The sequence below is a fragment of the Streptomyces sp. SA15 genome (genome assembly GCF_002291145.1).
GTDB lineage: Bacteria > Actinomycetota > Actinomycetes > Streptomycetales > Streptomycetaceae > Streptomyces.
Map to the genome: position 1 here is coordinate 1 of NZ_NTGE01000036.1, position 20,670 is coordinate 20,670.

At 70.9% G+C, this 20,670-nt stretch carries 19 protein-coding genes; 3 read left to right on the forward strand and 16 right to left on the reverse strand.

Translation table 11 applies throughout. The features are described 5' to 3' along the window. A partial coding sequence (locus CLM62_RS05635; protein WP_179381954.1) for an AAA family ATPase occupies positions 1-988 on the reverse strand: 988 nt, incomplete at its 3' end. A gap of 143 nt (positions 989-1,131) precedes the next feature. Then, on the reverse strand, positions 1,132-1,968 hold the full coding sequence (locus CLM62_RS05640; RefSeq protein ID WP_095748751.1) for a response regulator transcription factor: 837 nt from the start codon (positions 1,966-1,968) through the stop codon (positions 1,132-1,134). A 113-nt stretch (positions 1,969-2,081) separates the two neighbouring features. Between CLM62_RS05640 and CLM62_RS05645 the strand changes: the two genes are divergently transcribed. Together CLM62_RS05645 and CLM62_RS05650 are read left to right on the forward strand one after the other, a co-directional pair. Continuing rightward, positions 2,082-3,752, forward strand: coding sequence for an AMP-binding protein (locus tag CLM62_RS05645; protein WP_095748752.1), 1,671 nt, complete (start codon positions 2,082-2,084; stop codon positions 3,750-3,752). Then, on the forward strand, positions 3,749-5,353 hold the full coding sequence (locus CLM62_RS05650; protein ID WP_095748753.1) for an AMP-binding protein: 1,605 nt from the start codon (positions 3,749-3,751) through the stop codon (positions 5,351-5,353). The genes CLM62_RS05645 and CLM62_RS05650 overlap by 4 nt, the downstream gene beginning before the upstream one ends. A 152-nt stretch (positions 5,354-5,505) precedes the next feature. Here CLM62_RS05650 and CLM62_RS05655 read toward each other — a convergent pair whose 3' ends face one another. Then, positions 5,506-6,195, reverse strand: coding sequence for a hypothetical protein (locus CLM62_RS05655; RefSeq protein ID WP_095748754.1), 690 nt, complete (start codon positions 6,193-6,195; stop codon positions 5,506-5,508). Between the two features lie 174 nt (positions 6,196-6,369). On the opposite strand from CLM62_RS05655, the gene gcl reads away from it, so the two are divergent. Continuing rightward, the gene (gcl, locus tag CLM62_RS05660; RefSeq protein ID WP_095748755.1) at positions 6,370-8,154 is read left to right on the forward strand and encodes a glyoxylate carboligase; all 1,785 of its coding nucleotides are present in this window, start codon (positions 6,370-6,372) and stop codon (positions 8,152-8,154) included. 70 nt (positions 8,155-8,224) lie between these two features. On the opposite strand, the gene CLM62_RS05665 is transcribed toward gcl, so the two are convergent. From CLM62_RS05665 to CLM62_RS05725, 13 genes are all read right to left on the reverse strand, one after another. Further along, the gene (locus CLM62_RS05665; protein ID WP_095748756.1) at positions 8,225-8,926 is read right to left on the reverse strand and encodes a TIGR04222 domain-containing membrane protein; all 702 of its coding nucleotides are present in this window, start codon (positions 8,924-8,926) and stop codon (positions 8,225-8,227) included. A gap of 167 nt (positions 8,927-9,093) precedes the next feature. Next, the gene (locus CLM62_RS05670) at positions 9,094-9,357 is read right to left on the reverse strand and encodes a hypothetical protein (protein ID WP_095748757.1); all 264 of its coding nucleotides are present in this window, start codon (positions 9,355-9,357) and stop codon (positions 9,094-9,096) included. A gap of 236 nt (positions 9,358-9,593) precedes the next feature. Next, the gene (locus CLM62_RS05675) at positions 9,594-10,487 is read right to left on the reverse strand and encodes a 2-hydroxy-3-oxopropionate reductase (RefSeq protein ID WP_095748758.1); all 894 of its coding nucleotides are present in this window, start codon (positions 10,485-10,487) and stop codon (positions 9,594-9,596) included. Between the two features lie 28 nt (positions 10,488-10,515). After that, positions 10,516-11,382, reverse strand: coding sequence for a TIM barrel protein (locus CLM62_RS05680; RefSeq protein ID WP_095748759.1), 867 nt, complete (start codon positions 11,380-11,382; stop codon positions 10,516-10,518). Positions 11,383-11,537: 155 nt separating this feature from the next. Beyond that, positions 11,538-12,269, reverse strand: a complete 732-nt coding sequence (locus tag CLM62_RS05685; RefSeq protein WP_095748760.1) for a hypothetical protein — start codon at positions 12,267-12,269, stop codon at positions 11,538-11,540. A gap of 28 nt (positions 12,270-12,297) precedes the next feature. Beyond that, a complete protein-coding gene (locus CLM62_RS05690; RefSeq protein WP_257003682.1) occupies positions 12,298-12,777 on the reverse strand; it encodes a hypothetical protein in 480 nt (159 codons plus the stop codon). 5 nt (positions 12,778-12,782) lie between these two features. Further along, positions 12,783-14,060: an MCE family protein gene (locus CLM62_RS05695; protein WP_095748762.1), complete on the reverse strand. Its 1,278-nt coding sequence runs from the start codon at positions 14,058-14,060 to the stop codon at positions 12,783-12,785. Next, entirely contained in the window at positions 14,057-15,334 is a 1,278-nt protein-coding gene (locus CLM62_RS05700; RefSeq protein ID WP_095748763.1) for an MCE family protein, read from the reverse strand. Before CLM62_RS05700 ends, CLM62_RS05695 begins: the two co-directional genes overlap by 4 nt. Continuing rightward, positions 15,331-16,443: an MCE family protein gene (locus CLM62_RS05705; RefSeq protein WP_373559112.1), complete on the reverse strand. Its 1,113-nt coding sequence runs from the start codon at positions 16,441-16,443 to the stop codon at positions 15,331-15,333. Before CLM62_RS05705 ends, CLM62_RS05700 begins: the two co-directional genes overlap by 4 nt. Then, positions 16,443-17,480, reverse strand: coding sequence for an MCE family protein (locus CLM62_RS05710; RefSeq protein ID WP_373559113.1), 1,038 nt, complete (start codon positions 17,478-17,480; stop codon positions 16,443-16,445). Before CLM62_RS05710 ends, CLM62_RS05705 begins: the two co-directional genes overlap by 1 nt. 104 nt (positions 17,481-17,584) lie before the next feature. Continuing rightward, entirely contained in the window at positions 17,585-18,622 is a 1,038-nt protein-coding gene (locus CLM62_RS05715) for an MCE family protein (RefSeq protein WP_095748764.1), read from the reverse strand. Then, positions 18,619-19,857 carry an MCE family protein gene (locus CLM62_RS05720; protein ID WP_095748765.1) on the reverse strand — a complete coding sequence of 413 codons (1,239 nt, stop codon included), beginning with the start codon at positions 19,855-19,857 and terminating at the stop codon, positions 18,619-18,621. The genes CLM62_RS05715 and CLM62_RS05720 overlap by 4 nt, the downstream gene beginning before the upstream one ends. Positions 19,858-19,865: 8 nt before the next feature. Next, on the reverse strand, positions 19,866-20,669 hold the full coding sequence (locus tag CLM62_RS05725; protein ID WP_095748766.1) for an ABC transporter permease: 804 nt from the start codon (positions 20,667-20,669) through the stop codon (positions 19,866-19,868). Position 20,670: the final 1 nt, after the last annotated feature.

The following is a 20,670-nucleotide window of genomic DNA, read 5'->3' on the forward strand; positions in this document are numbered from 1 at the left end:
GTACGGCGGGACCCTCCGGCTCGGTCGCCAGCAGCCCCAGTTCGGCCGCCTGGGCGGTCTCGGCCTCGGCGTTCTCCCGGCCGGCCGCGTGCAGCAGGGCCAGCGTGGGGCGCGCGCCGGCGCTGGCCACGAGGAGGGTGCGGCGGGCCTCGGCCGACAGCATCTCCAGGCGGCTGAGCACCAGGGCCCGCAGCGAGGTGGGCACGTGCAGCGGCTCGCCCGGCCGGGGCGGGGTGGGGTTCTCGGCGAGCGCGCGGCCCAGTTCGAGAGCGAAGAGCGGGTTGCCGCCGCTGGTGCGGTGGATGTCCCGGACCGTGGAGCGCGGCAGACCGGTGTAGCCGCGGTGGTCGAGGAGCGCGGAGACCTGGGCGCGGGAGAGCGGGTTCAGGCGGATGGCCTGGCTGTCCGGGGGCAACGCGCGTAGATGGCGGTCGTACTCCTGTCCCTCGGTCCGTACCGCGCACAGCAGCTGGACCGGGGTGTCGCCGAGGCGGCGGGCGGCGAAGCCGAGAAGCTCCGCGCTCGCCGGGTCCAGCCACTGCAGATCGTCCGCGACGACCAGTACGGGACCCTCGGCGGCGAGCGCACGGAAAACGGACAGCACGGCCAGGCGCAGCGCGAGTCCGTCGCTCTGCAGGGTGGACTCGCCGCGGCCGGTGAGCGCCGACTCAAGGGCGGTGCGCTGGGCGGCGGGCAGCCGGTCGGCCACCTCGTGCGCGACCAGGCCGAGGAGGTCGGCCAGCGCCAGGAACGGGAGATGGGATTCGGACTCCGTCGCCGAGCAGCGCAGCACGGTCCGGGCCGCGCCCCCATAATGCGCGGCCAATGCCCGCAGCACGGTGGACTTTCCTATTCCGGCGGGGCCGTGCAGCAGCACGCTGCCGCCGCCGACGAGCTGCTCACGGGCCGCCGTGAACAGCTCCTCCCTACCGATCACCAGGTCGGGGCGGCATCTGGCAGGCTCCTTGAAGTCCCGTCGCACGGTCACCGCTCCCCTCCCTGTGTCGTGTCCTGGCCAATATTAAGCAACGGCTCTTGAAATTCGGACGGAAGGAGTGGTGAGGGAAATAACAGCCGGGGGAGCATAAGGAAATTCACAGCGCCGACGCATGAATGACATGCCTCCGGAACTCACGGCAGCAGCCCCGCCCGACGTGCGGCGACCACCGCCTCCCCACGTGTCCGTGCCCCCAGCTTCCGCATGGCCGAGCGGAGATACCCCTTGACCGTCTCCGTGGTCACGCCCAGCCGTTCGGCGGCCACCGCGTTCGTGGCTCCGGCCGCCACACACGCCAGCACATCCACCTCACGGGGCGCCAGCCGCACCCCTTCCGACGGCGAGGTCCCCGCGGTCAGGAGTCCGCAGGCGTCCAGAAGCTCCGCCCGCACCGCCGGGTCGGCGATCCGCGGAGCCAGCGCCCGCAGCGCCGCGTGCGCCTCCCGGACCTGCTCCCACACGGCCCCCTCCGCAGGGGCCCGGGCCGGCTCCACCCGCGCCGCCGCCATCAGCCCCCGCGCCTCGTCCGCGACGACCAGCGCCTGCTCCACGTCCCGCGCGGCATCCACCGCCGCCGTCAGCGTGCGGTCGCCCAACGGCTGGGCGTCCCGCAGGGCGCCGTACAACACCCCGCGCACCCGGCGCCGTACGACGACGGGCACCGCCAGCACCGAGCGCAGTCCCTCGGCGGCCACGGCGGCGTCGTACTCATGGCTGATCTGCCGAGAGCAGGAGTAGTCCGTCACGGCGCACGGGCGAGCGAGGGCGACCGCCTTGCCGCCGAGGCCGTGGCCGGAGGTCACCGCGAGGGCGCTGAGCGCGGGCGTGGCCGTGCCGTTCAGTTCGCTGATACGCATCCGCTGCCGCCCGGAGTCCACCAGGCCGCCGAAGGCGACCGGAAGCCCGGTCGTGCGCCGCAGCCGTACCAGCGCACTCCGTATCTCCGCCGTCCCGGCACCGTCTCCCGTCACCCGCTCGTCCCTTCATGGCGGCGCACACCCCCGTTCGGGGGTAGTGAGACCTGCGTCACGGATTACACGATGACACAGAGCCGCCCGGCAAGGTCCGGGACCGAGGAGGACGAATGACGACGGCGACCGAGCTCTTCCGCAGCGCGCGGGATTTCCTGCTGGTACACCGCGAGGACTACGCCACGGCCTACGAGGGCTTCGCCTGGCCCCGGCCGCAGCACTTCAACTGGGCGCTCGACTGGTTCGACGTCGTCGCGGAAGGAAACGGCCGGACCGCGCTGCACATCGTCGAGGAGGACGGTGCCGAGACGCGGGTCTCCTTCGAGGAGATGTCCGCCCGCTCCGACCAGGTCGCCAACTGGCTGCGCGCGCGGGGTGTCCGCGCCGAGGACCGCGTCCTCGTCATGCTCGGCAACCAGACCGAGCTGTGGGAGACGGCACTCGCCGCGATGAAGCTGCGCGCCGTCGTCATCCCGGCCACCCCGCTGCTCGGCCCCGCCGACCTGCGCGACCGGGTCGAGCGCGGCCACGTCCGGCATGTGCTCGTGCGCGCGGAGGACACCGGCAAGTTCGACGACGTGCCCGGCGGCTACACGCGTATCGCCGTCGGCGGCGCGCCCGCGGGCTGGCTGCCGTACGAGGACGCGTACGCCGCCCCCGCCGGCTTCACCCCCGACGGGCGGACCCACGCGGACGACCCGCTGATGCTGTACTTCACCTCCGGTACGACGGCCCGCCCCAAACTGGTCGAACACACCCACGTCTCCTACCCGGTCGGGCACCTGGCGACCATGTACTGGATCGGCCTCAAGCCCGGTGACGTGCACCTGAACATCTCCTCGCCCGGCTGGGCCAAGCACGCCTGGTCCAACCTGTTCGCGCCGTGGAACGCCGAGGCGACCGTCTTCCTCCACAATTACACGCGCTTCGACGCGGCCCGTCTGATGGCCGAGATGGACCGTGCGGGGGTGACGACCTTCTGCGCCCCGCCGACCGTGTGGCGCATGCTCATCCAGGCCGAGCTGAGCCAGCTGCGCACCCCGCCGCGCGAGGCCGTAGCCGCCGGCGAGCCCCTCAACCCCGAGGTCATCGAACAGGTCCGCCGGGCCTGGGGCGTGACCATCCGGGACGGCTTCGGCCAGACCGAGACCGCCGTCCAGGTCTCCAACAGCCCCGGCCAGCCCCTGAAGACCGGCTCCATGGGCCGCCCCAGCCCCGGTTACCGGGTGGAGCTCCTCGACCCGGCGTCGGGTGCGCCGGGCGCGGACGAGGGCGAGATCGCACTGGACCTGTCCGCGCGGCCCGTCGGCCTGATGACCGGCTACCACGGCGACGCCGACCGTACGGCGGAGGCGATGGCGGGCGGTTACTACCGCACCGGGGACATCGGACACCGGGACGAAGACGGATACATCGTGTATGTCGGCCGAGCCGACGACGTCTTCAAGGCCTCCGACTACAAGATCAGCCCCTTCGAGCTGGAGAGCGCGCTGCTGGAGCACGAGGCCGTGGCCGAGGCGGCCGTCGTGCCCGCGCCGGACGAGCTGCGGCTCGCGGTGCCGAAGGCATACGTCGTCCTCGCGGACGGCTGGGAGCCGGGACCCGACACGGCGAAGGTGCTGTTCGAACACTCGCGGGAGACCCTCGCCCCCTACAAGCGCGTCCGCCGCCTGGAGTTCGCCCCGCTGCCCAAGACCGTCTCCGGCAAGATCCGCCGCATCGAACTGCGCGAGGCCACGGCGGCCGGCTCGGACGCCGAGTACCGCGAGGAGGACTTCCGGTGACCGGACTGTCGTACACACACGGGACGAGCGGGACGGTCCTGCTCGGCGACACCATTGGGGCCGACCTGGACCGGGCGGTGGCGGCCTGGCCGGACCGCGAGGTACTCGTCGACGTCCCCTCCGGGCGGCGCTGGACGTACGCCCAATTCGGCGCGGACGTCGAGAAGCTGGCGAACGCGCTGCTCGCCGCCGGGGTCGCCAAGGGCGACCGGGTGGGCATCTGGGCGGTCAACTGCCCCGAGTGGGTGCTCGTCCAGTACGCCACCGCCCGCGTCGGCGCGATCATGGTGAACATCAATCCGGCCTACCGCACCCACGAGGTCGAGTACGTCCTCAAGCAGGCCGGGATCTCCCTGCTCTTCGCCTCCCTCAGCCACAAGAGCAGCGACTACCGGGCGATGGTCGGCCAAGTGCGAGGCAGGTGCCCTCAGTTGCGCGAGGTCGTGTACTTCGGCGACCCGAGCTGGGAGGCGCTGATCGGGCGCGGCACCCCCGGCTTGTACGCGGACCTGTCCTGCGACGACCCGATCAACATCCAGTACACCTCGGGCACGACGGGCTTCCCCAAGGGGGCCACTCTGTCCCACCACAACATCCTCAACAACGGGTACTTCGTGGGCGAGTTGCTCGCCTACACCGAGCAGGACCGGATCTGCGTCCCCGTGCCCTTCTACCACTGCTTCGGCATGGTGATGGGGAATCTCGCCGCGACCTCGCACGGTGCCTGCATCGTCATCCCGGCCCCCTCCTTCGACCCGAAGGCCACCCTGGAGGCCGTCCAGCAGGAGCGGTGCACGTCCCTGTACGGCGTCCCGACCATGTTCATCGCGGAGTTGAACCTCCCCGACTTCGCGGCGTACGACCTGTCCTCCCTGCGCACCGGCATCATGGCGGGCTCGCCCTGCCCGGTGGAGGTGATGAAGCGGGTGGTCGCCGAGATGCACATGGCGGAGGTCTCCATCTGCTACGGCATGACGGAGACGTCCCCCGTGTCGCTCCAGACACGGATGGACGACGACCTGGAACACCGCACGGCCACGGTCGGCCGCGTCCTGCCGCACATCGAGGTCAAGGTCGTCGACCCCGCGACCGGAGTGACCCAGCCCCGGGGCGCGGCGGGCGAGTTGTGCACCCGGGGCTACAGCGTGATGCTCGGCTACTGGAACGAGCCCGAGAAGACCGCCGAGGCCGTCGACGCGGGGCGTTGGATGCACACCGGGGACCTGGCGGTGATGCGCGAGGACGGCTACGTCGAGATCGTCGGCCGCATCAAGGACGTGATCATCCGGGGCGGCGAGAACATCTACCCGCGCGAGATCGAGGAGTTCCTGTACGGCCACCCCAAGATCGCCGACGTCCAGGTCGTCGGGGTCCCGCACGAGCGCTACGGCGAGGAGGTCCTCGCCTGCGTCATCCCGCGCGACCCGGCGGACCCGCTGACGCCGGCGGAGCTGCGGGCGTTCTGCGAGGGGCGGTTGGCCCACTACAAGGTGCCGAGCCGGCTCCAGATCCTGGACGCCTTCCCGATGACCGTGTCGGGAAAGGTGCGCAAGGTCGAACTGCGGGAGAAGTGGGCGACGCGCCCTACCTCTGAGGTCTGATCCTGCGTGGACGACCCTCCATGCCGAGATGGACATCGAGCCCTGGGGGGAGTGGCTGATGACCGCCTGCTACCTGCCGATCGTGGCCTGGGGGCCGCTGCTCGGCATCGTCACCGTGCGCTACTACCGACGCCGCACCCGGGTTTGACGTCTCACGCCGTCCCCGACGCGTCGAGCCGGTCCGCGGGGTCGTTGATCGCGCGCGGCGTCCCCGTCAGGTCGAGGACGAACAGCGGGACGCTCAGGGTGTCGGCGCTGGAGCGGGCGGTGTCGGTGTAGCCGGCGAGGGAGAAGTAGACGCAGATCACGGACTCCGTCATGGCCGTCAGCCACAGGCACTCCACGTCACCCGGCGACGCCGGGCGCAGGGTCGGGTCCACCTGGGCCAGTACGCCGCGGGCGGCGAGGCCGATGCCGGACGGGGGCTGCTGGTCGGCCCGGCGGATGTCCCGGTAGCCGAGTCGGCGCAGATACAGCGCGACCGCCGTGACCGCGTCCCCGGTGGTACGGATCGCCATGGGCTGGAAGGCGCGCCGGGGTGCCGGGCAGGCGGCTTCGGGGTTCGCGTGGCCCGCGGCGGGCGCGCCGCTCACCGGGATGCGCAGTGTCGTGCCGCACGGGCAGCCCAGCTCCGGTCGCGGCCACTGGTTCCGGCGGCCGCAGGCGGCGCAGCGCACGGCGACCCACTCCTCGTCCCACACCCGGTGCGTCACGGTCGTGGCCGCCGCATGCCGGTCCAGCGGCGGGGCGACCGGGGCTCCGCACACGCAGGGATACGACGGCGCGGCGTAGAGATGCTCGTGGCCGCAGGCCGGGCAGCGCACCGACATGCTCTCGGACATGGGCCCATGGTGCTCCAGGAGGCGCCCCTGTGTGGGTCTCTTGACGCCCTTTGGCCACCCACCTACATTACTTCCAGATAGTAGAAACCTAATTCCACTATACGGAAGATGCGGAAGAAGCTCACCGCGGGGCGCGACGGGTGCGCAATCCGACAGCCGAAGCAGGAGTACTCCATGGCTCGAATGACCGCTGCCCGCGCGGCAGTTGAGATCCTCAAGCGCGAAGGCGTCACGGACGCGTTCGGTGTTCCGGGCGCGGCGATCAACCCCTTCTACGCGGCACTCAAGGCCTCCGGCGGCATCCACCACACCCTCGCCCGGCACGTCGAGGGCGCCTCGCACATGGCCGAGGGCTACACCCGCACCCATCCCGGCAACATCGGCGTCTGCGTCGGCACCTCCGGCCCGGCCGGCACCGACATGATCACCGGGCTGTACTCGGCCATCGGTGACTCCATCCCGATCCTGTGCATCACGGGCCAGGCCCCGACCGCCGTGATCCACAAGGAGGACTTCCAGGCCGTCGACATCGCCTCGATCGCGCGGCCGGTGACCAAGATGGCGGTCACCGTCCTGGAGGCCGCGCAGGTCCCCGGAGTCTTCCAGCAGGCCTTCCACCTCATGCGCTCCGGCCGCCCCGGCCCGGTCCTCATCGACCTGCCGATCGACGTCCAGCTCACCGAGATCGAGTTCGACCCGGAGACGTACGAACCGCTCCCGGCCTTCAAGCCGGCCGCGACCCGCGCCCAGATCGAGAAGGCGATCGGCATGCTCAACGCCGCCGAACGCCCGCTGATCGTGGCCGGCGGGGGTGTCATCAACGCCGACGCCGCCGAACTGCTGGTGGAATTCGCCGAGTTGACCGGCGTCCCGGTCGTCCCCACCCTCATGGGGTGGGGCGTCATCCCCGACGACCACGAGCTGAACGCCGGCATGGTCGGCCTGCAGACCTCGCACCGCTACGGCAACGCGACCTTCCTTGAGTCCGACTTCGTCCTCGGCATCGGCAACCGCTGGGCCAACCGCCACACCGGCAAGCTGGACGTCTACACGGCCGGACGGACGTTCGTCCACGTCGACATCGAGCCCACCCAGATCGGCAGGATCTTCGCCCCGGACTACGGCATCGCCTCCGACGCCAAGGCCGCGCTCGAGCTCTTCGTCGAGGTGGCAGGGGAGGCGAAGGCGGCAGGCCGGCTGCCCGACCGCTCCGACTGGGCCACCGCCGCACAGGAGAGGAAGGCCACGCTCCAGCGCCGTACGCACTTCGACGACATCCCCATCAAGCCGCAGCGCGTCTACGAGGAGATGAACAAGGCCTTCGGCCCCGAGACCCGGTACGTCTCCACCATCGGCCTCTCGCAGATCGCCGGCGCCCAGATGCTGCACGTCCACCGGCCGCGGCACTGGATCAACTGCGGCCAGGCGGGCCCCCTCGGCTGGACCGTCCCGGCCGCGCTGGGCGTCGCGAAGGCCGACCCGGAGGCCTCCGTCGTCGCACTCTCCGGCGACTACGACTTCCAGTTCATGATCGAGGAGCTGGCCGTCGGGGCGCAGCACAAGATCCCGTACGTCCATGTCCTGGTCAACAACGCCTACCTGGGCCTGATCCGGCAGGCGCAGCGGGCGTTCGACATCGACTTCCAGGTCAAGCTGGAGTTCGAGAACATCAACTCGCCCGAGCTGGGCGTCTACGGCGTCGACCACGTCAAGGTCGCCGAGGGCCTCGGCTGCAAGGCGATCCGGGTGACCGACCCGAACGAGCTGGGCGCCGCCTTCGAGCAGGCGAAGAAGCTGGCCGCCGAGCATCAGGTGCCGGTCGTCGTCGAGGCGATCCTGGAGCGGGTCACCAACATCTCCATGTCGACGACCAACGACATCAGCAATGTCGTGGAGTTCGAGGAGATCGCGACCGAGCCCGGGCATGCGCCGACCTCGATCAGGACGCTGAAGGTCTGACACCTACCTGCAACCCGCAGGTGAGGGGCGGTCCACCCGGGGGATGGGCCGCCCCTCACCATGCGTCCGCTCAGTCCGAGCCGCCGCCGCCCCCGCCGCCACCTCCGTAATCGCCTCCGCCGCCGTACCCGTACCCGTGACCTCCGCCGTCGCCGTCCGCGGCCGTGCCTTCGTCGCCGCTGACCCGCCTGCCGATGCCGCTGCCCCGGCCGAACGGGAAGAGCCCCTCGTCGGCGAGCGCGCCCCGGCCGATGAGACCGGAGTCGCGGGTGAAGAGCGGCAGGAGAGCCGTCAGGGCCCGGTCGCCGTACAGTGCGACGGCGAGCAGCACGGTCTCCTCCGCCGGCCCGTCCGGGCCGTCCGGGCCGTCGGGGCCGTCGGGGAGTGGATGCCGCTCCCGCAGGTCCGCCAGCTGACGGCGGGCGGCGCGGGTCGGGCCCGGCATCACCGACCGCAGCAGTCCGGCCGCCGCGAGGCCGGCCCGCATGCGCGCCAGCGCCCGGCGTACGACCGCCCGGCTGAGCAACTCCCTGATGCCCGCGGGCCGGTACAGGCCGACGCGCACCGCCTTCTCCAAGGGATGGCGGTGGGGCGGCGCGTCCCCCGCGGCCGAGTACGCCGCCCCGGTCTTGCGCAGTGTGCCTGGCCGGCCGGCTTCGACGGCGCCCCGCAGGTGCAGGGCGACGACGGCGACCGTGACGGCGGCGCGGGGACCGCCCCGCAGCAGCGCGACCTCGTACGGCTCCAGCTCGACCGTCGTACCGCCGTCCATGACACCCCCCGTGCGTGGAAGCCCGCCGCCCCCGTGCCGGCGGGCCCCACGTGACGAGAATGTGCCCACGGCCGGGGGCGGTTGAAGCCCCTCGACGCCGGTTCAGAGGTTGATTTGAGGGTTCCGTAGACGGCGTACGACCGGTGGCGTACGTGGCGTAGGGGGGCTCACCGCTCGTGGTGCTCCGAGAGCCCCGGCCAGTCGTCGGGGCCGCCGCCCTGCCATTCGATGAGGTCGCTCTGCTCGACGTCGGTCACGTACAGGTCGGCCAGCCGCAGGATCTCGCTGACGTCGTCGACGTGCGAGGCGACCCCCAGCGTCTCGTCGCCCGAGGTGACGCGCCGGGAACCGTCCAGGGCCGGGGCGTGGACGATGACGTGCGGATGCTCCGTCGGATGTGCTGGGTGTACTGGTTCTGCTGGATGTGCCATGCCTTCAGGCTCCTGCGGGCGTGGCCGTTCCGCACGCCGGAAACCCGGGAAACCGAAGGAGGGACCGCGGCGGATGCGACGGAACCGCGGGCCTGCTTCCCTCAGGTCGAAGAAGCGGGCCCGGGACCTTCACCACCGCACTGGCTCGCACGCCGCCGCGATCCGACTGGATTCCGGGCGATGCCGCCGCCTGGGCGCGACAGGACAGATGTCAGCGGAGGCACCGCCCGGAGGTCTCAGAGCTGGGGGCCCGACAGGCGCTCCACCGCCCGCAGCAGCGCGGAGTGGTCCAGGCCGCCGTCGCCCTGCGCGCGCAGGCTCGCGACCAGCTGGGCGACCACGGCACCGACGGGCAGGGCCGCGCCGACGTTGCGGGCGGCGTCCGTGACGATGCCCATGTCCTTGTGGTGCAGGTCGATACGGAAGCCCGGCTTGAAATCGCGGGCGAGGAAGTTGTCCTTCTTGCGGGTCAGCACGGTGGATCCGGCGAGCCCGCCGCCCAGGACGTCCAGCGCCGCCTTCAGGTCCACGCCCGACTTCTCCAGGAAGACCACGGCTTCGGCGCACGCCTGGATGTTGACGGCGACGATCAGCTGGTTGGCGGCCTTCACGGTCTGGCCCGAGCCGTGCGGACCGCACAGCACGATGGTCCTGCCGAGCGCCTCGAAGATCGGCTTCGCCCGGTCGAAGTCGGCCTGCTCGCCGCCGACCATGATGGACAGCACGGCCTCGACGGCACCGGCCTCACCGCCGGACACGGGCGCGTCGAGCACCTGGATGCCCCTGTCCTTCGCCGCGCCCGCGAGGTCGACCGAGGTCTGCGGGGTGATCGAGGACATGTCGATCAGCAGGGCGCCGGACCTGGCGTTCTCCAGGATGCCGTCCGGGCCGTATGCGATGGCCTCGACCTGCGGGGACGCGGGCACCATCGTGATGATCACGTCGGCGTCCCGGACGGCCGCGGCGATCGAACCGGCCGCGGTGCCGCCGGCGGCGGCCAGACGGTCCAGCTTCTCCTTCTCCAGAGTGAAGCCGGTGACGTCGTAACCCGCCTTGATCAGGTTCTCGGACATGGGGGAGCCCATGATGCCGAGGCCTATCCAGGAGATCTTGGGGAGAGCGGTGGTCATGGGGTGCCTCTCTAACTGCTCTGCGATGTCAGGGGGTTCGGCGCGCCGCGCGTGCCTCGGCCGGCAGCCACTCGAAGGCCTCCGCTCCGGTCCTGTCGCCCGGCTTGTACTCCAGGCCGACCCAGCCGTCGTAACCGGCCTTCCTGAGCCGGCCGAGCAGGTCCTCCAGAGGGAGCGAGCCCGTGCCCGGCGCGCCACGCCCGGGGTTGTCGGCGATCTGGACGTGGCCGGTCTTCGATGCGTACCGCTCGATCACCGACGGCAGGTCCTCGCCGTTCATCGACAGGTGGTAGAGGTCCATCAGGAACCTCGCGTTGCCCAGCCCGGTCGCGTCGTTGACCTTGTCGACGATCCCCACGGCGGCGGGCGCGCTCACCAGCGGGTACCGCGGCGACTCGGGCCGGTTCAGGGCCTCGATCAGCAGGATCGCGCCGATCCGGTCGGCGGCCCGGGCCGCGAGGACCAGGTTCTCCAGCGCGAGCGCGTCCTGCTCGGCCGGGTCCACGCCCTCGACGCGGTTGCCGTACAGCGCGTTGAGGGCCTCGCAGCCGAGCGCCTCGGCGAAGTCGGCGACCACGTCGATGTTGGCGCGGAACCGCTCCGACTCCTCGCCCGGGATCGACAGGGCGCCGCGGTCCGGGCCCGGCAGCCGGCCGGCGTAGAGGTTCAGGCCCGTGAGCCGGACGCCCGCGTCCTCGATCGCCCGCTTCAGGGCGTCGAGCTCGGACCGCTCGGGGGTGGGGGAGTCGACCCAGGGCCACCACAGCTCGACCGCGGTGAAGCCGGCCGCGGCGGCGGCCGCGGGGCGCTCCAGGAGCGGGAGTTCCGTGAAGAGGATCGACAGGTTGACGTTGAAGCGCTGCTCTGCGGCTGTGCCCCATCCAAAGCCTGGCATTGGGTCGGCGCTCCCTTCCCTCGTTATTCCGTAATGTGGAATCTAACTTCTGCCTAATGGAAGACTGTCTGTGGTCAGGAAGGACTGTCAAGAGCGCCCGCAAAAAAAGGGCGCCCCCGCGCGGGCGGCGCGGGGGCGCTTCGGAACAGGGAGGATCACAGGGCGTCGACGGCACTCACCTTCCAGCCCTCGGACGCGCGGGTCATCGTCATCCGCACCCGGTTCAGATCCACGCGGGACCCCGAGACCTGGGTGCTCTCGGTGATCTGGTTGACGAAGAGCAGCACCCTGACGCTGTCCGGAGAAGCCGATACGACGGAGGCCGTGGCGACCGTCGCCTTGACCACGCCGTGGTACTTCTTCGCGGTCGGTCCGACCACGGTGGCCGTGGTCTTCCGGTACTCGTCGCGGAACTTGCCGGTCAGATGGGTGCGGGCCCGGGCGAAGTCACGATCCAGATGCCGGTAGTCGTACGACAGCACGACGGGCGCCGCTTTCCGCGCTGCCGCGACGGCCTCCGCCCTCGCGGCGTCCGCCCGCCGGGCTTCCTGGTACCGCCACCCGAGCACGGCGACCGCGATCAGCCCCGCGACCAGCAGGACGCCCAGGACCGCGGTGAGCAGCCGTCGCCGACGGGGCGCACCCCGTTCCTTCGGCGCGTCCCCCTCCTCGAACGACTCCGGTGACGGCTCGGGTGGGTCGTCCCAGCCGTCCTTCGGGGCCTCGACGAGCACGGTGCGTCCTGCGAGGGGCTCCTCGTCGTCGGTCGCCGGGCCCGGTTCACGGTGGCCGCGCTCCGCGCGTTTGGCAGCCGCGCGGGCGGCCGCGGTCATGGTGCGCCGGGTGCCGGAGGCGGGGCCGCCGCCTCGCGTGGTCGTCTTCGCCATCGTCGTACTCCTCACTCGTGGGTGGCGGTCAGCCGACGAACTCGACGTCGGAGGTCAGCCAGCGGCCGTCCCGGTGCACGAGGTCGAGCCGGAGCCGGTAGGTGCGCGCCTCCCCGTCGGGCACGGCGGTGTTGGTCACCTTGCTGTCGGCCACCACCAGGACGCGGGCCGAGCCCTCGTCGGACCGGACGATGCCCGCCTCCAGGACCTGGCCCTCGGACACGGACCTGTTCTCGGCGACGAGCTGGGTCAGTTGCTCGGTCTGCGCGGCGAACTGCTTCTTGAAGTCGCCGGTGGCGCCCTTGAGCACGTTCGCGCTGTCCCGGCCGTAGTGCCGGTAGTCGAGCGAGGTGAAGTTCAGCGCCGACTGGCGGGCCGCGGCGAGGATGTCCTGGCGCCGCTGCTCCGCCTCGCGCTGTTCGTAAAGGCCGAGGCTCAGCCAGATCGTCAGCGCGGTGGTGAGGACGGTCGCCGCGACGAGTCCGGCCGTCATCCCCCTGGGTCGCATCAGCCTCATGCCATGGGGCCAACGAGCAGCCATTGCCACGACTCCTTTCCGAACACGGCCTGTTGGCCGCCCGTCGAGCCGATCTCGACGTACCTTCCGTCCGGGCCGGTGGTGGTGCCGGTCTCCGGGTCGTACGGCGTCACGTACGCCGTCCGGTTCGCGCCGCCGGAAGTGGTGGAAGCGCCGGGGGCGTTCTGCGCGCCCCGCACCGAGGTCTCGCTGCCGCGCGGGGCCGTGCAGCGCGCGTCGGTGTTCGCCTCGCGTGTGCTGGTGTCCGCGGGGTCGCGGCGGGTAGTGCCGTAGCCCTGGGTGCAGGCGGGCGGGTCGTCGGCGTTCACCACCAGGCCGAAGTGGGTGGTGCCGTCGCCGGGGACGACGGTGTAGCTGCCCGCGACCATCGCCGGGAAGGTGACCAGGGCCTGCTCCACCCCGGGCAGCCGCGCCACCATGACCTGTCCGCCGCTGATGAGGTTGGCCAGCAGGACCGACAGTTGTGGCGAGGTGGACTTCAGGAGGGAGTTGACTTCCTGAGCGGCCGGCCTCGCGTTGCCGATCAGCTTGCGCAGGTCACCGTCGCTCGCCTTCAACTGGGCGGTGAGCGCCGCGAGATCACGTGCGAACGACTTGATGGACGAGCCCTGGTCGGCCTGCGTCTTGAGGACCTTCCGTGAGTCCTCGATCAGCGAGATCGTCTCCGGGAGCGCGTCGGACGCCGACTCCACGAGTGAGTTGCCCGAGTCCACCAGGCGGCTCAGGTTCGGTCCGGTGCCGGAGAAGGCCTTTTCCAGCTCGTCGACGGTGACCCGCAGATCGTCCTTGCCGACCGAGTTCACCAGCCGGTCCAGGCTGAGGACGAGGTCCGTGGCCGGCAGCGGGACGCGCGTGCTGTGGCGTGGGATCGTGCTGCCGTCGAGGAGATACGGGCCGTGGGAGGTGCGCGGCTGCAGGTCGACGTACTGCTCGCCGACCGCCGAACGGTTCGCCACGACCGCGAGGGTGTCCGCCGGGATGCGCGGCGCCCCGTCGTCGATGTCGAGCGCGACGGACACCCCGTCGGACCCCGTCAGCCGCAGCGCGCCGACCCGGCCCACCGGCACCCCGCGGTAGGTGACCTCGGCGCCGGAGAAGATGCCCCCGGAGTCCGCGAAGTCCGCCCGCACGGTGTAGCCGCGGTCCAGGACGTCGTCCACCAGGCCGGTGTACTCGGCGCCGACGTACGACACCCCGACGGCGGTCAGGGTGGCGAAGGCGAGCAACTGGGCCTTGACCGTACGTGTGATCACGGCTGAACCCCCTTCAGCATCAGCTCGGCGAGCTCCAGGTCGATCCCCTCGGGCAGGCCGCCCGAGGACATGTAGCTGCTGGTGCACACCGGCGGACACAGCAGGCGGCCGCCGTCGGACGGGGCCGAGGGGGACGGCACGCTCGGTGTGCTCGGCAACGCGGTGGGCGTCGGGACGCCCGGCACATCCGGGAGATCCGGTACGTCCGGCAGGTCGGGGGTCTCGGGAAGCCGGGGGCCCTGGGGGTCTCCGTCGCCGCCGCGGCCGGGCTCGTCCGTGAGGTTGCCGTAGAGGCCCGCCAGATCGAGGTCCGCGGTGATGTGCAGGTTGACGTAGTCGCCCTTGATGGCGTCCACCACGTTGCGCGGGAACGGATAAGTGGTCAGCAGCTCGAGGGAGTTGGGCAGGTTGTCGCCCGCCTTGTTCAGCTGTCGCAGGATCGGCCGCAGCTGCCTGAGGTTGGCGACCGTGTCGTCGTGCGAGGCGTTGACCACCTTGGTGCCGGTCTTGCCGAGCCTGGACAGGGCGGTGAGCATCCTCGTCAGGTCTCGGCGCTGGTCGGCGAGGACCTTCAGGGCGGGCGGCATCGCGTCCACGGCCTCGGCGATCGTCGTTTTCTCCTTACCCAGTCGCTTGGCCAGCCGGTCCACGGCCTCCAACGCGCGGACGATGTCCTTGCGCTGGTCGTCGAGGCCGCCCAGGAAGGTGTCCAGCTCCTTGAGCAGGGACTTCACCCGGTTCTCCCGGCCCTCCAGCGCCTTGTTCAGCTCCACGGTGATCGTCTTGAGCTGGGCCACTCCGCCGCCGTTGAGCAGCGCGGACAGGGCGGACAGCACCTCCTCGATCTCCGGGTTGCGGCCGCTGCGGGACAGCGGGATGCGGTCGCCGTTGCCGAGCCGGCCCACGGGCGCGGTCTGGGTCGGCGCGGAGAGCGCCACGTACTTCTCGCCGAGCATGCTGGTCTGCCGCAGCTCGGCGACCGCGTTGGCGGGCAGCTTCACCGAGTCGGCGACGCGGAGGCGCACGCGCGCGTGCCAGCCGTCCAGCTCGACCTTCTCCACCGCGCCCACGGTGACGTTGTTGACCTTCACCGCCGACTGCGGCACCAGGTCCAGGACGTCCCGGAACTCGACGGTGACGCGGTACGCGTGCCCGTCGGCCGCCGCACCGCCGGGCAGCTGGACGTCGTACCAGCCGTTGAACCCGCAGCCGGACAGCAGCAGCGAGCCGACGGCCGCCCAGGCGACCTGGCCGCCCTTGCGCCGTGCGCTCATGCGCTCGCCCCCAGGATTCCGCCGAGCGTCCGGTCGACCGTGCCGGTGACCGCCGGGCCCTGCGGCACCTTGGGCAAGGAGTCAAACAGCTCCCTCAACTCCTCGCAGTCGGTTGCGTCCCCGGTGGTCTTCAGCACGGAACACAGCAGTGAGGCCGGATCCTGGGGCTGATTGGGGTTGTTGCGGGTGTCGAGGGTGCCCGCGGACGGGTTGTAGGCGTTGTTCAGGTTCGACATGCCCGTGGGCGCGACCTCCAACAGCTCCTCCAGGGCGGCCCGTTGGGTGACGAGCACCTTGGTCACCTTGCTGAGGCCCTTCACGTTCGAGGTCAGCGCGTTCTTGTTGTTCTTCACGAAGTCGGACACGTCGCCGAGGGCCGTCGCCAGGTTCTTCAGCGCGGCCGCGAGATCCTCGCGTTCGCCCGCGAGCTGCTCGGCGACCGTGGCGAGACTGGTGTTGAACGACCGCACGCTCTTGTCGTCGGCCGCCAGCGCCGCCGTGAACACCTGTAGGTTCCGCACCGTGCCGAACAGGTCGGTGCGCCCGTCGGACAGCGTGGTGACGGCCTCCGAGAGGTCCTCGACCGTCCGGTGGAGGTTCGCGCCCTGGCCGTCGAGGTTGTCGGCGCTCACCCCGAGCAGCCGCGACAGCGAGCCGTCCTTGCCGGCGCCCTCGGGGCCGAGGGCCTCGGCGGTGGTGTGCAGGCTGTCGAAGATCCGGTCCAGCTCGACCGGTACGGCCGTGCGCGACTCGGGGATGACGGCCCCGTCCCGCATCGCCGGGCCCTTCCGGTACACCGGCAGCAGCTGCACGTAACGGTCGCTGACCACCGAGGAGTTGATGATCGCGGCCTGCGCGTCCGCCGGGACCTTGCGGCCGGCGTCGTACTCCAACTCGACGCGCACCCGGCCGCCCTCCGGCGTGATCTTCTCGACCTCGCCGATCCGGACCCCGAGGACGCGGACGTCCGAGCCGGGGTAGATGCCGACGGTGCGTGGGAAGTACGCGGTGACCTGGACCTTCTCGGGTCGTGGCCACAGCACGAAGGCGAGGACGGCGACGACGGCCAGTGCGGTGAGCAGGGCCAGGGGCCGCTTGAAGCGCTTGATCACTGCCCGCCTCCCGTCCGCGGCACGACCGGAGCGGCGACCAGGTTCTGGACGTAGGAGTCGAACCAGCGGCCGTTGCCGAGGGTGTTGGTGAAGAGCCGGACGTAGGGCGCGAGCAACTGCACACTCCGGTCGAGGCTCGCCTGGTTCCGTTCGAGCATGTCCACCACGCGGTTCAGGCCCTTGAGCGCGGGCCCGATCTCCTTCTCGTTGTCCTCGACCAGGCCGGAGAGCTCGATGCCGAGCGCGGCGGACGTCTTCAGCAGCTTGTGGATCGCCGCGCGCCGCTTGCTGATCTCCTTGAACAGTGCGTCGCCGTCCTTGACCAGGGCGGTGAAGTCCTCGGTGCGGTCGGCCAGTACGCCGGTGACGCCGTTCGCGTGGTCGAGGAGTTCGTGCAGTGCCTTGTCGCGTGAGGCCACCGTCCGGGAGATCTGAGACAGGCCTTTGATGGAGGCCCGTACCTCGGCGGGCGAGTCCTTGAAGGTGGTGGAGAGGGTGTCAAGGGCCTGCGCGAGCCGGTCGGTGTCGACCTCCTCCGTCATGGTCGTCAGGTCGCTGAACGCCTGCACGACGTCGTACGCCGGAACGGTCCGCTTCAGCGGTATCTCGGCGGCCGCCTTCAACTGCCCCGGCCCCTTGGGGTGCAGCGCGAGGTACTTCGCGCCGAGGATCGTCTTGACCCGGATCGACGCGCCGGTCTCGGTACCGAATCTCGGCTCGCCCTTGAGTTTGAAGGTGACCTTGACATGGTCGCCGTCCAGATCGACCTCCTCGACCTTGCCGACCTTCACCCCGGCGATCCGCACCTCGTCGCCGGGCTTGAGGCCGCCCGCCTCCGAGAAGGCGGCGCTGTACGTCTCGCCGTCGCCGATCAGCGGCAGGCTGTCGGCGTTGAACGCGGCCACGGCCAGCAGCCCGAGGGTGGTGAGGCCGACGGCGCCGATGACGACGGGGTTGCGCTCACGGAACGGCCTCAGGCGTGGACGGCGGATGCGCGGAAGCCGTATGCGAGGCGGGTCGATGCGCACCGTCATCAGGGGTTCTGGGCGGGGCGCCCTCCGGGGGAACAGCCGTATCCTCGGCAGCCGCGGCGGGTCGATACGCACCTTCATCAGAGGTTCCGGGCGCTGTTCGCGGGTCACGAGCCGCACCTCGCCCTCGCCACGTGCAGCTCGGGGGTGAGCACCTGCTTCGTCTTCGGCAGCACGATCCGGCCGTCGAAGTCGCACAGGTAGAAGTTGAACCACGAGCCGTAGGACGCCGTCCCCGTCAGCTCGCCCAGCTTGTTCGGCAGCCGCTTCAGCACGCCCTCCACGGTCTTCTCGTTGTCGTTCAGCGTTCCGGTGAGATCGGTCAGCTCGGCGATGTCGTCCTTCAGCGGCGGACGCGCGTCCTTCAGCAGCCCCGAGGTGGCCTCCGTCAGATCGCCGATGTTCACCAGCGACTCACCGATGGGCTTGCGGTCGGCGGACAGTCCCGAGATGACGCGCCGCAGCTGCTTGAGCAGCCCGGAGAAGCGGGCACCCCGCTTGTCCAGCGTCTCCAGCACGGTGTTGAGGTTGTCGATCACCGAACCGATCAGCTGGTCACGGCCGGCCAGCGTCGTGGTGAGCGAGGCCGTGTGCACGAGCAGGCTGTTGACCGTGCCGCCCTCGCCCTGCAGGGTCCGGATGATCTCCGTGGCGAGCTGGTTGACGTCCTTCGGGCTGAGCGCGGCGAACAGCGGCTTGAAGCCGTTCAGCAGCGCGTTGAGGTCCAGCGCGGGCTGCGTGCGCCGCAGCGGGATCGTGGCGCCGGGCTTCAGCCGGGTGCCGTCGCCCGCACCCTCGGTGAGCGCGACGTACCGCTGCCCGACCAGGTTGCGGTACCGGATGACCGCGCCCGTGCTGGTGAGCAGCGGCCGGTCCCGGCTGACCGTGAAGGTGACCTCCGCCAGCGTCCGGTCCTTGATCCGGATGCCCTCGACCTCGCCGACCCGCACCCCGGCCACCCGGATGTCGTCGCCCTCCTCCAGGCCGGTGACGTCGCTGAACACCGCGTGGTACGTGCGCTCGGGGGTGAAGGAGACGTTGACGATGGTGGCGGCGAGCAGGGCCGTGGCGAGGGTCGTCACCAGCGCGAAGAGGCTGAACTTGATCAGTGGCGCGGCGGTCTGCCGGGCTCCGGTGGTCCTCATGCGACGCTCACCGCCGTCCCGCGTGCCATCGGCCCGAACAACAGCGTCGCGACCGGCGGCACCTCGTCGGCGGGCACCCCCAGGACGGGCGCCACGAGCGAGCCGACGGCGCGCTGCTCCGCCCGGGTGGCGGAGACGCCGAGCGGACCCGAGGACGGACTCCCCGGCTTCGAACCGTCGTCGAGGCGGGCACCGGGCCCCGGCACCGGGGGATGCGGCAGATCACGGCAGTTCGGCCCCGACCGCTCGCCGTAGCGCGGCTCCTCACCGGGCTCGTACGCCCCCTGCTGCCGTACGACCTCCAGCGTGATGTGCATCTTGCCGCCCCGGAACGCCTCCTCGGATGCCTTCTCCTGGCGGACCAGGCCGGCCAGCAGGCACGGGTACTCGGGGGAGTAGCGGGCGAAGAGTTCGAGCGTGGGGCGGGAGACCCGGCCGAGGGTGATCAGCCGGTCGCCGTTCGCGTCGAGGAAGTCCTCCGCCGTGCCCGCGACGGTCGCCGTCGTCTTCAGCGCCGCCGCGAGCCGGTCCTTCTGCTCGACGATCGTGCGGCTGGTGGTGACGGTGTTGCGCAGGATCTCCATCAGGTCGGGCGCCGCGTCGCCGTAGACCTCGGCGACGTCGGCGAAGCGTGCGATGTCCTCTCGCAAGGACGGCAGGTGCGGATTGAGACGGCGCAGGTAGGCCTCCACGCGCGTGAGGTTGTCGCCGATCCGGTCGCCGCGCCCTTCGAGGGCGGTGGCGAACGCGGAGAGCGTGGCGTTGAGCTTGCCGGGCTGGACCGTCCGCAGCAGCGGCAGCAGGTCGTTCATCAGCTGCTGGAGCTCGATGCCGACGCGGGTGCGGTCCTGCGTGATGACGTCACCGGCGCGGATGGGCCGGCCCGATGAGCCGGGCGGCGCGACCAGGTCGACGTACTTCTCGCCGAACAGCGTCTTGGGCAGCAGTCGCGCGTGCACGTCGGACGGGATGTGGGCGACGTGCTCCGGCTTGAGCGCGATGTCGAGCGTCGCCTTAGTCCCGTCGGCCCGCACCTCGCGCACCTCGCCGACCAGCAGTCCGCGCAGCTTGACGTCGGCGCGCGGATCGAGTTGGTTGCCGAGGCTGTCGGCCTCCAGGGTGATGCGCACGACCGGCGTGAACACCTGCCGGTAGACGGCGACGGACAGGGACAGCAGCAGTGCGAGTACGGCGATGAAGACGACGCCGTACAACCGCAGTCTCAGCACCCTCATACGGCGGCTCACCCCGCGATCCGTACGGTCGTGCTGGCGCCCCAGATCGCCAGCGACAGGAAGAAGTCGAGGACGTTGATCGCCACGATCGAGGTCCGCACGGCGCGGCCCACCGCGACGCCGACGCCCGCCGGGCCGCCGCTGGCGTAGTAGCCGTAGAAGCAGTGCACCAGGATGATCAGCACGGCGAAGACGAGCACCTTGCCGAAGGACCACAGCACGTCGACCGGCGGCAGGTACTGCTGGAAGTAGTGGTCGTAGGTGCCCGCGGACTGCCCGTAGTAGACGGTGGTGATGGTGCGGGCGGCGAGGTACGAGGACAGCAGCCCGATCACGTACAGCGGGATCACGGCGACGAACCCGGCGATCATCCGGGTCGTCACCAGGAACGGCAGTGAGGGCACGCCCATGACCTCCAGGGCGTCGGTCTCCTCGCTGATCCGCATCGCGCCGAGCTGGGCGGTGAATCCGGCGCCGACGGTCGCGGACAGGGCGAGCCCGGCCACCAGCGGGGCGATCTCCCGGGTGTTGAAGTACGCCGACAGGAACGCGACGAAGTTTGAGGTGCCGAGCTGGTTGAGGGCGGCGTAGCCCTGGAGGCCCACCTCGGTGCCGGTGAAGAACGACAGGAAAGCGATCACACCGACCGTGCCGCCCACGACGGCGAGGGCGCCGCGGCCGAAGCTCACCTCGGCGAGCAGCCGCAGGATCTCCTTCTTGTAGCGGCGCAGGGTGCGGCCGGTCCAGGCCAGCGAGCGGCCGTAGAAGGAGAGCTGTGCGCCCAGGTCCTCCAGACGATCGAGCAGCGCCATG

Excerpts from the sequence above, each read along its gene's own strand:
- CLM62_RS05665 (WP_095748756.1), bottom strand. The coding sequence starts at position 8,926 with ATGGACGGCGGTACGACGGTCGAGCTGGAGCCGTACGAGGTCGCGCTG.
- CLM62_RS05690 (WP_257003682.1), bottom strand. The coding sequence starts at position 12,777 with ATGCGACCCAGGGGGATGACGGCCGGACTCGTCGCGGCGACCGTCCTC.
- CLM62_RS05655 (WP_095748754.1), bottom strand. The coding sequence starts at position 6,195 with ATGTCCGAGAGCATGTCGGTGCGCTGCCCGGCCTGCGGCCACGAGCAT.
- CLM62_RS05700 (WP_095748763.1), bottom strand. The coding sequence starts at position 15,334 with ATGAGCGCACGGCGCAAGGGCGGCCAGGTCGCCTGGGCGGCCGTCGGC.
- CLM62_RS05685 (WP_095748760.1), bottom strand. The coding sequence starts at position 12,269 with ATGGCGAAGACGACCACGCGAGGCGGCGGCCCCGCCTCCGGCACCCGG.
- CLM62_RS05680 (WP_095748759.1), bottom strand. The coding sequence starts at position 11,382 with ATGCCAGGCTTTGGATGGGGCACAGCCGCAGAGCAGCGCTTCAACGTC.
- CLM62_RS05645 (WP_095748752.1), top strand. The coding sequence starts at position 2,082 with ATGACGACGGCGACCGAGCTCTTCCGCAGCGCGCGGGATTTCCTGCTG.
- CLM62_RS05675 (WP_095748758.1), bottom strand. The coding sequence starts at position 10,487 with ATGACCACCGCTCTCCCCAAGATCTCCTGGATAGGCCTCGGCATCATG.
- CLM62_RS05710 (WP_373559113.1), bottom strand. The coding sequence starts at position 17,480 with ATGACGGTGCGCATCGACCCGCCTCGCATACGGCTTCCGCGCATCCGC.
- CLM62_RS05715 (WP_095748764.1), bottom strand. The coding sequence starts at position 18,622 with ATGAGGACCACCGGAGCCCGGCAGACCGCCGCGCCACTGATCAAGTTC.
- CLM62_RS05720 (WP_095748765.1), bottom strand. The coding sequence starts at position 19,857 with ATGAGGGTGCTGAGACTGCGGTTGTACGGCGTCGTCTTCATCGCCGTA.
- CLM62_RS05670 (WP_095748757.1), bottom strand. The coding sequence starts at position 9,357 with ATGGCACATCCAGCAGAACCAGTACACCCAGCACATCCGACGGAGCAT.
- CLM62_RS05725 (WP_095748766.1), bottom strand. The coding sequence starts at position 20,669 with ATGGCGCTGCTCGATCGTCTGGAGGACCTGGGCGCACAGCTCTCCTTC.
- gcl (WP_095748755.1), top strand. The coding sequence starts at position 6,370 with ATGGCTCGAATGACCGCTGCCCGCGCGGCAGTTGAGATCCTCAAGCGC.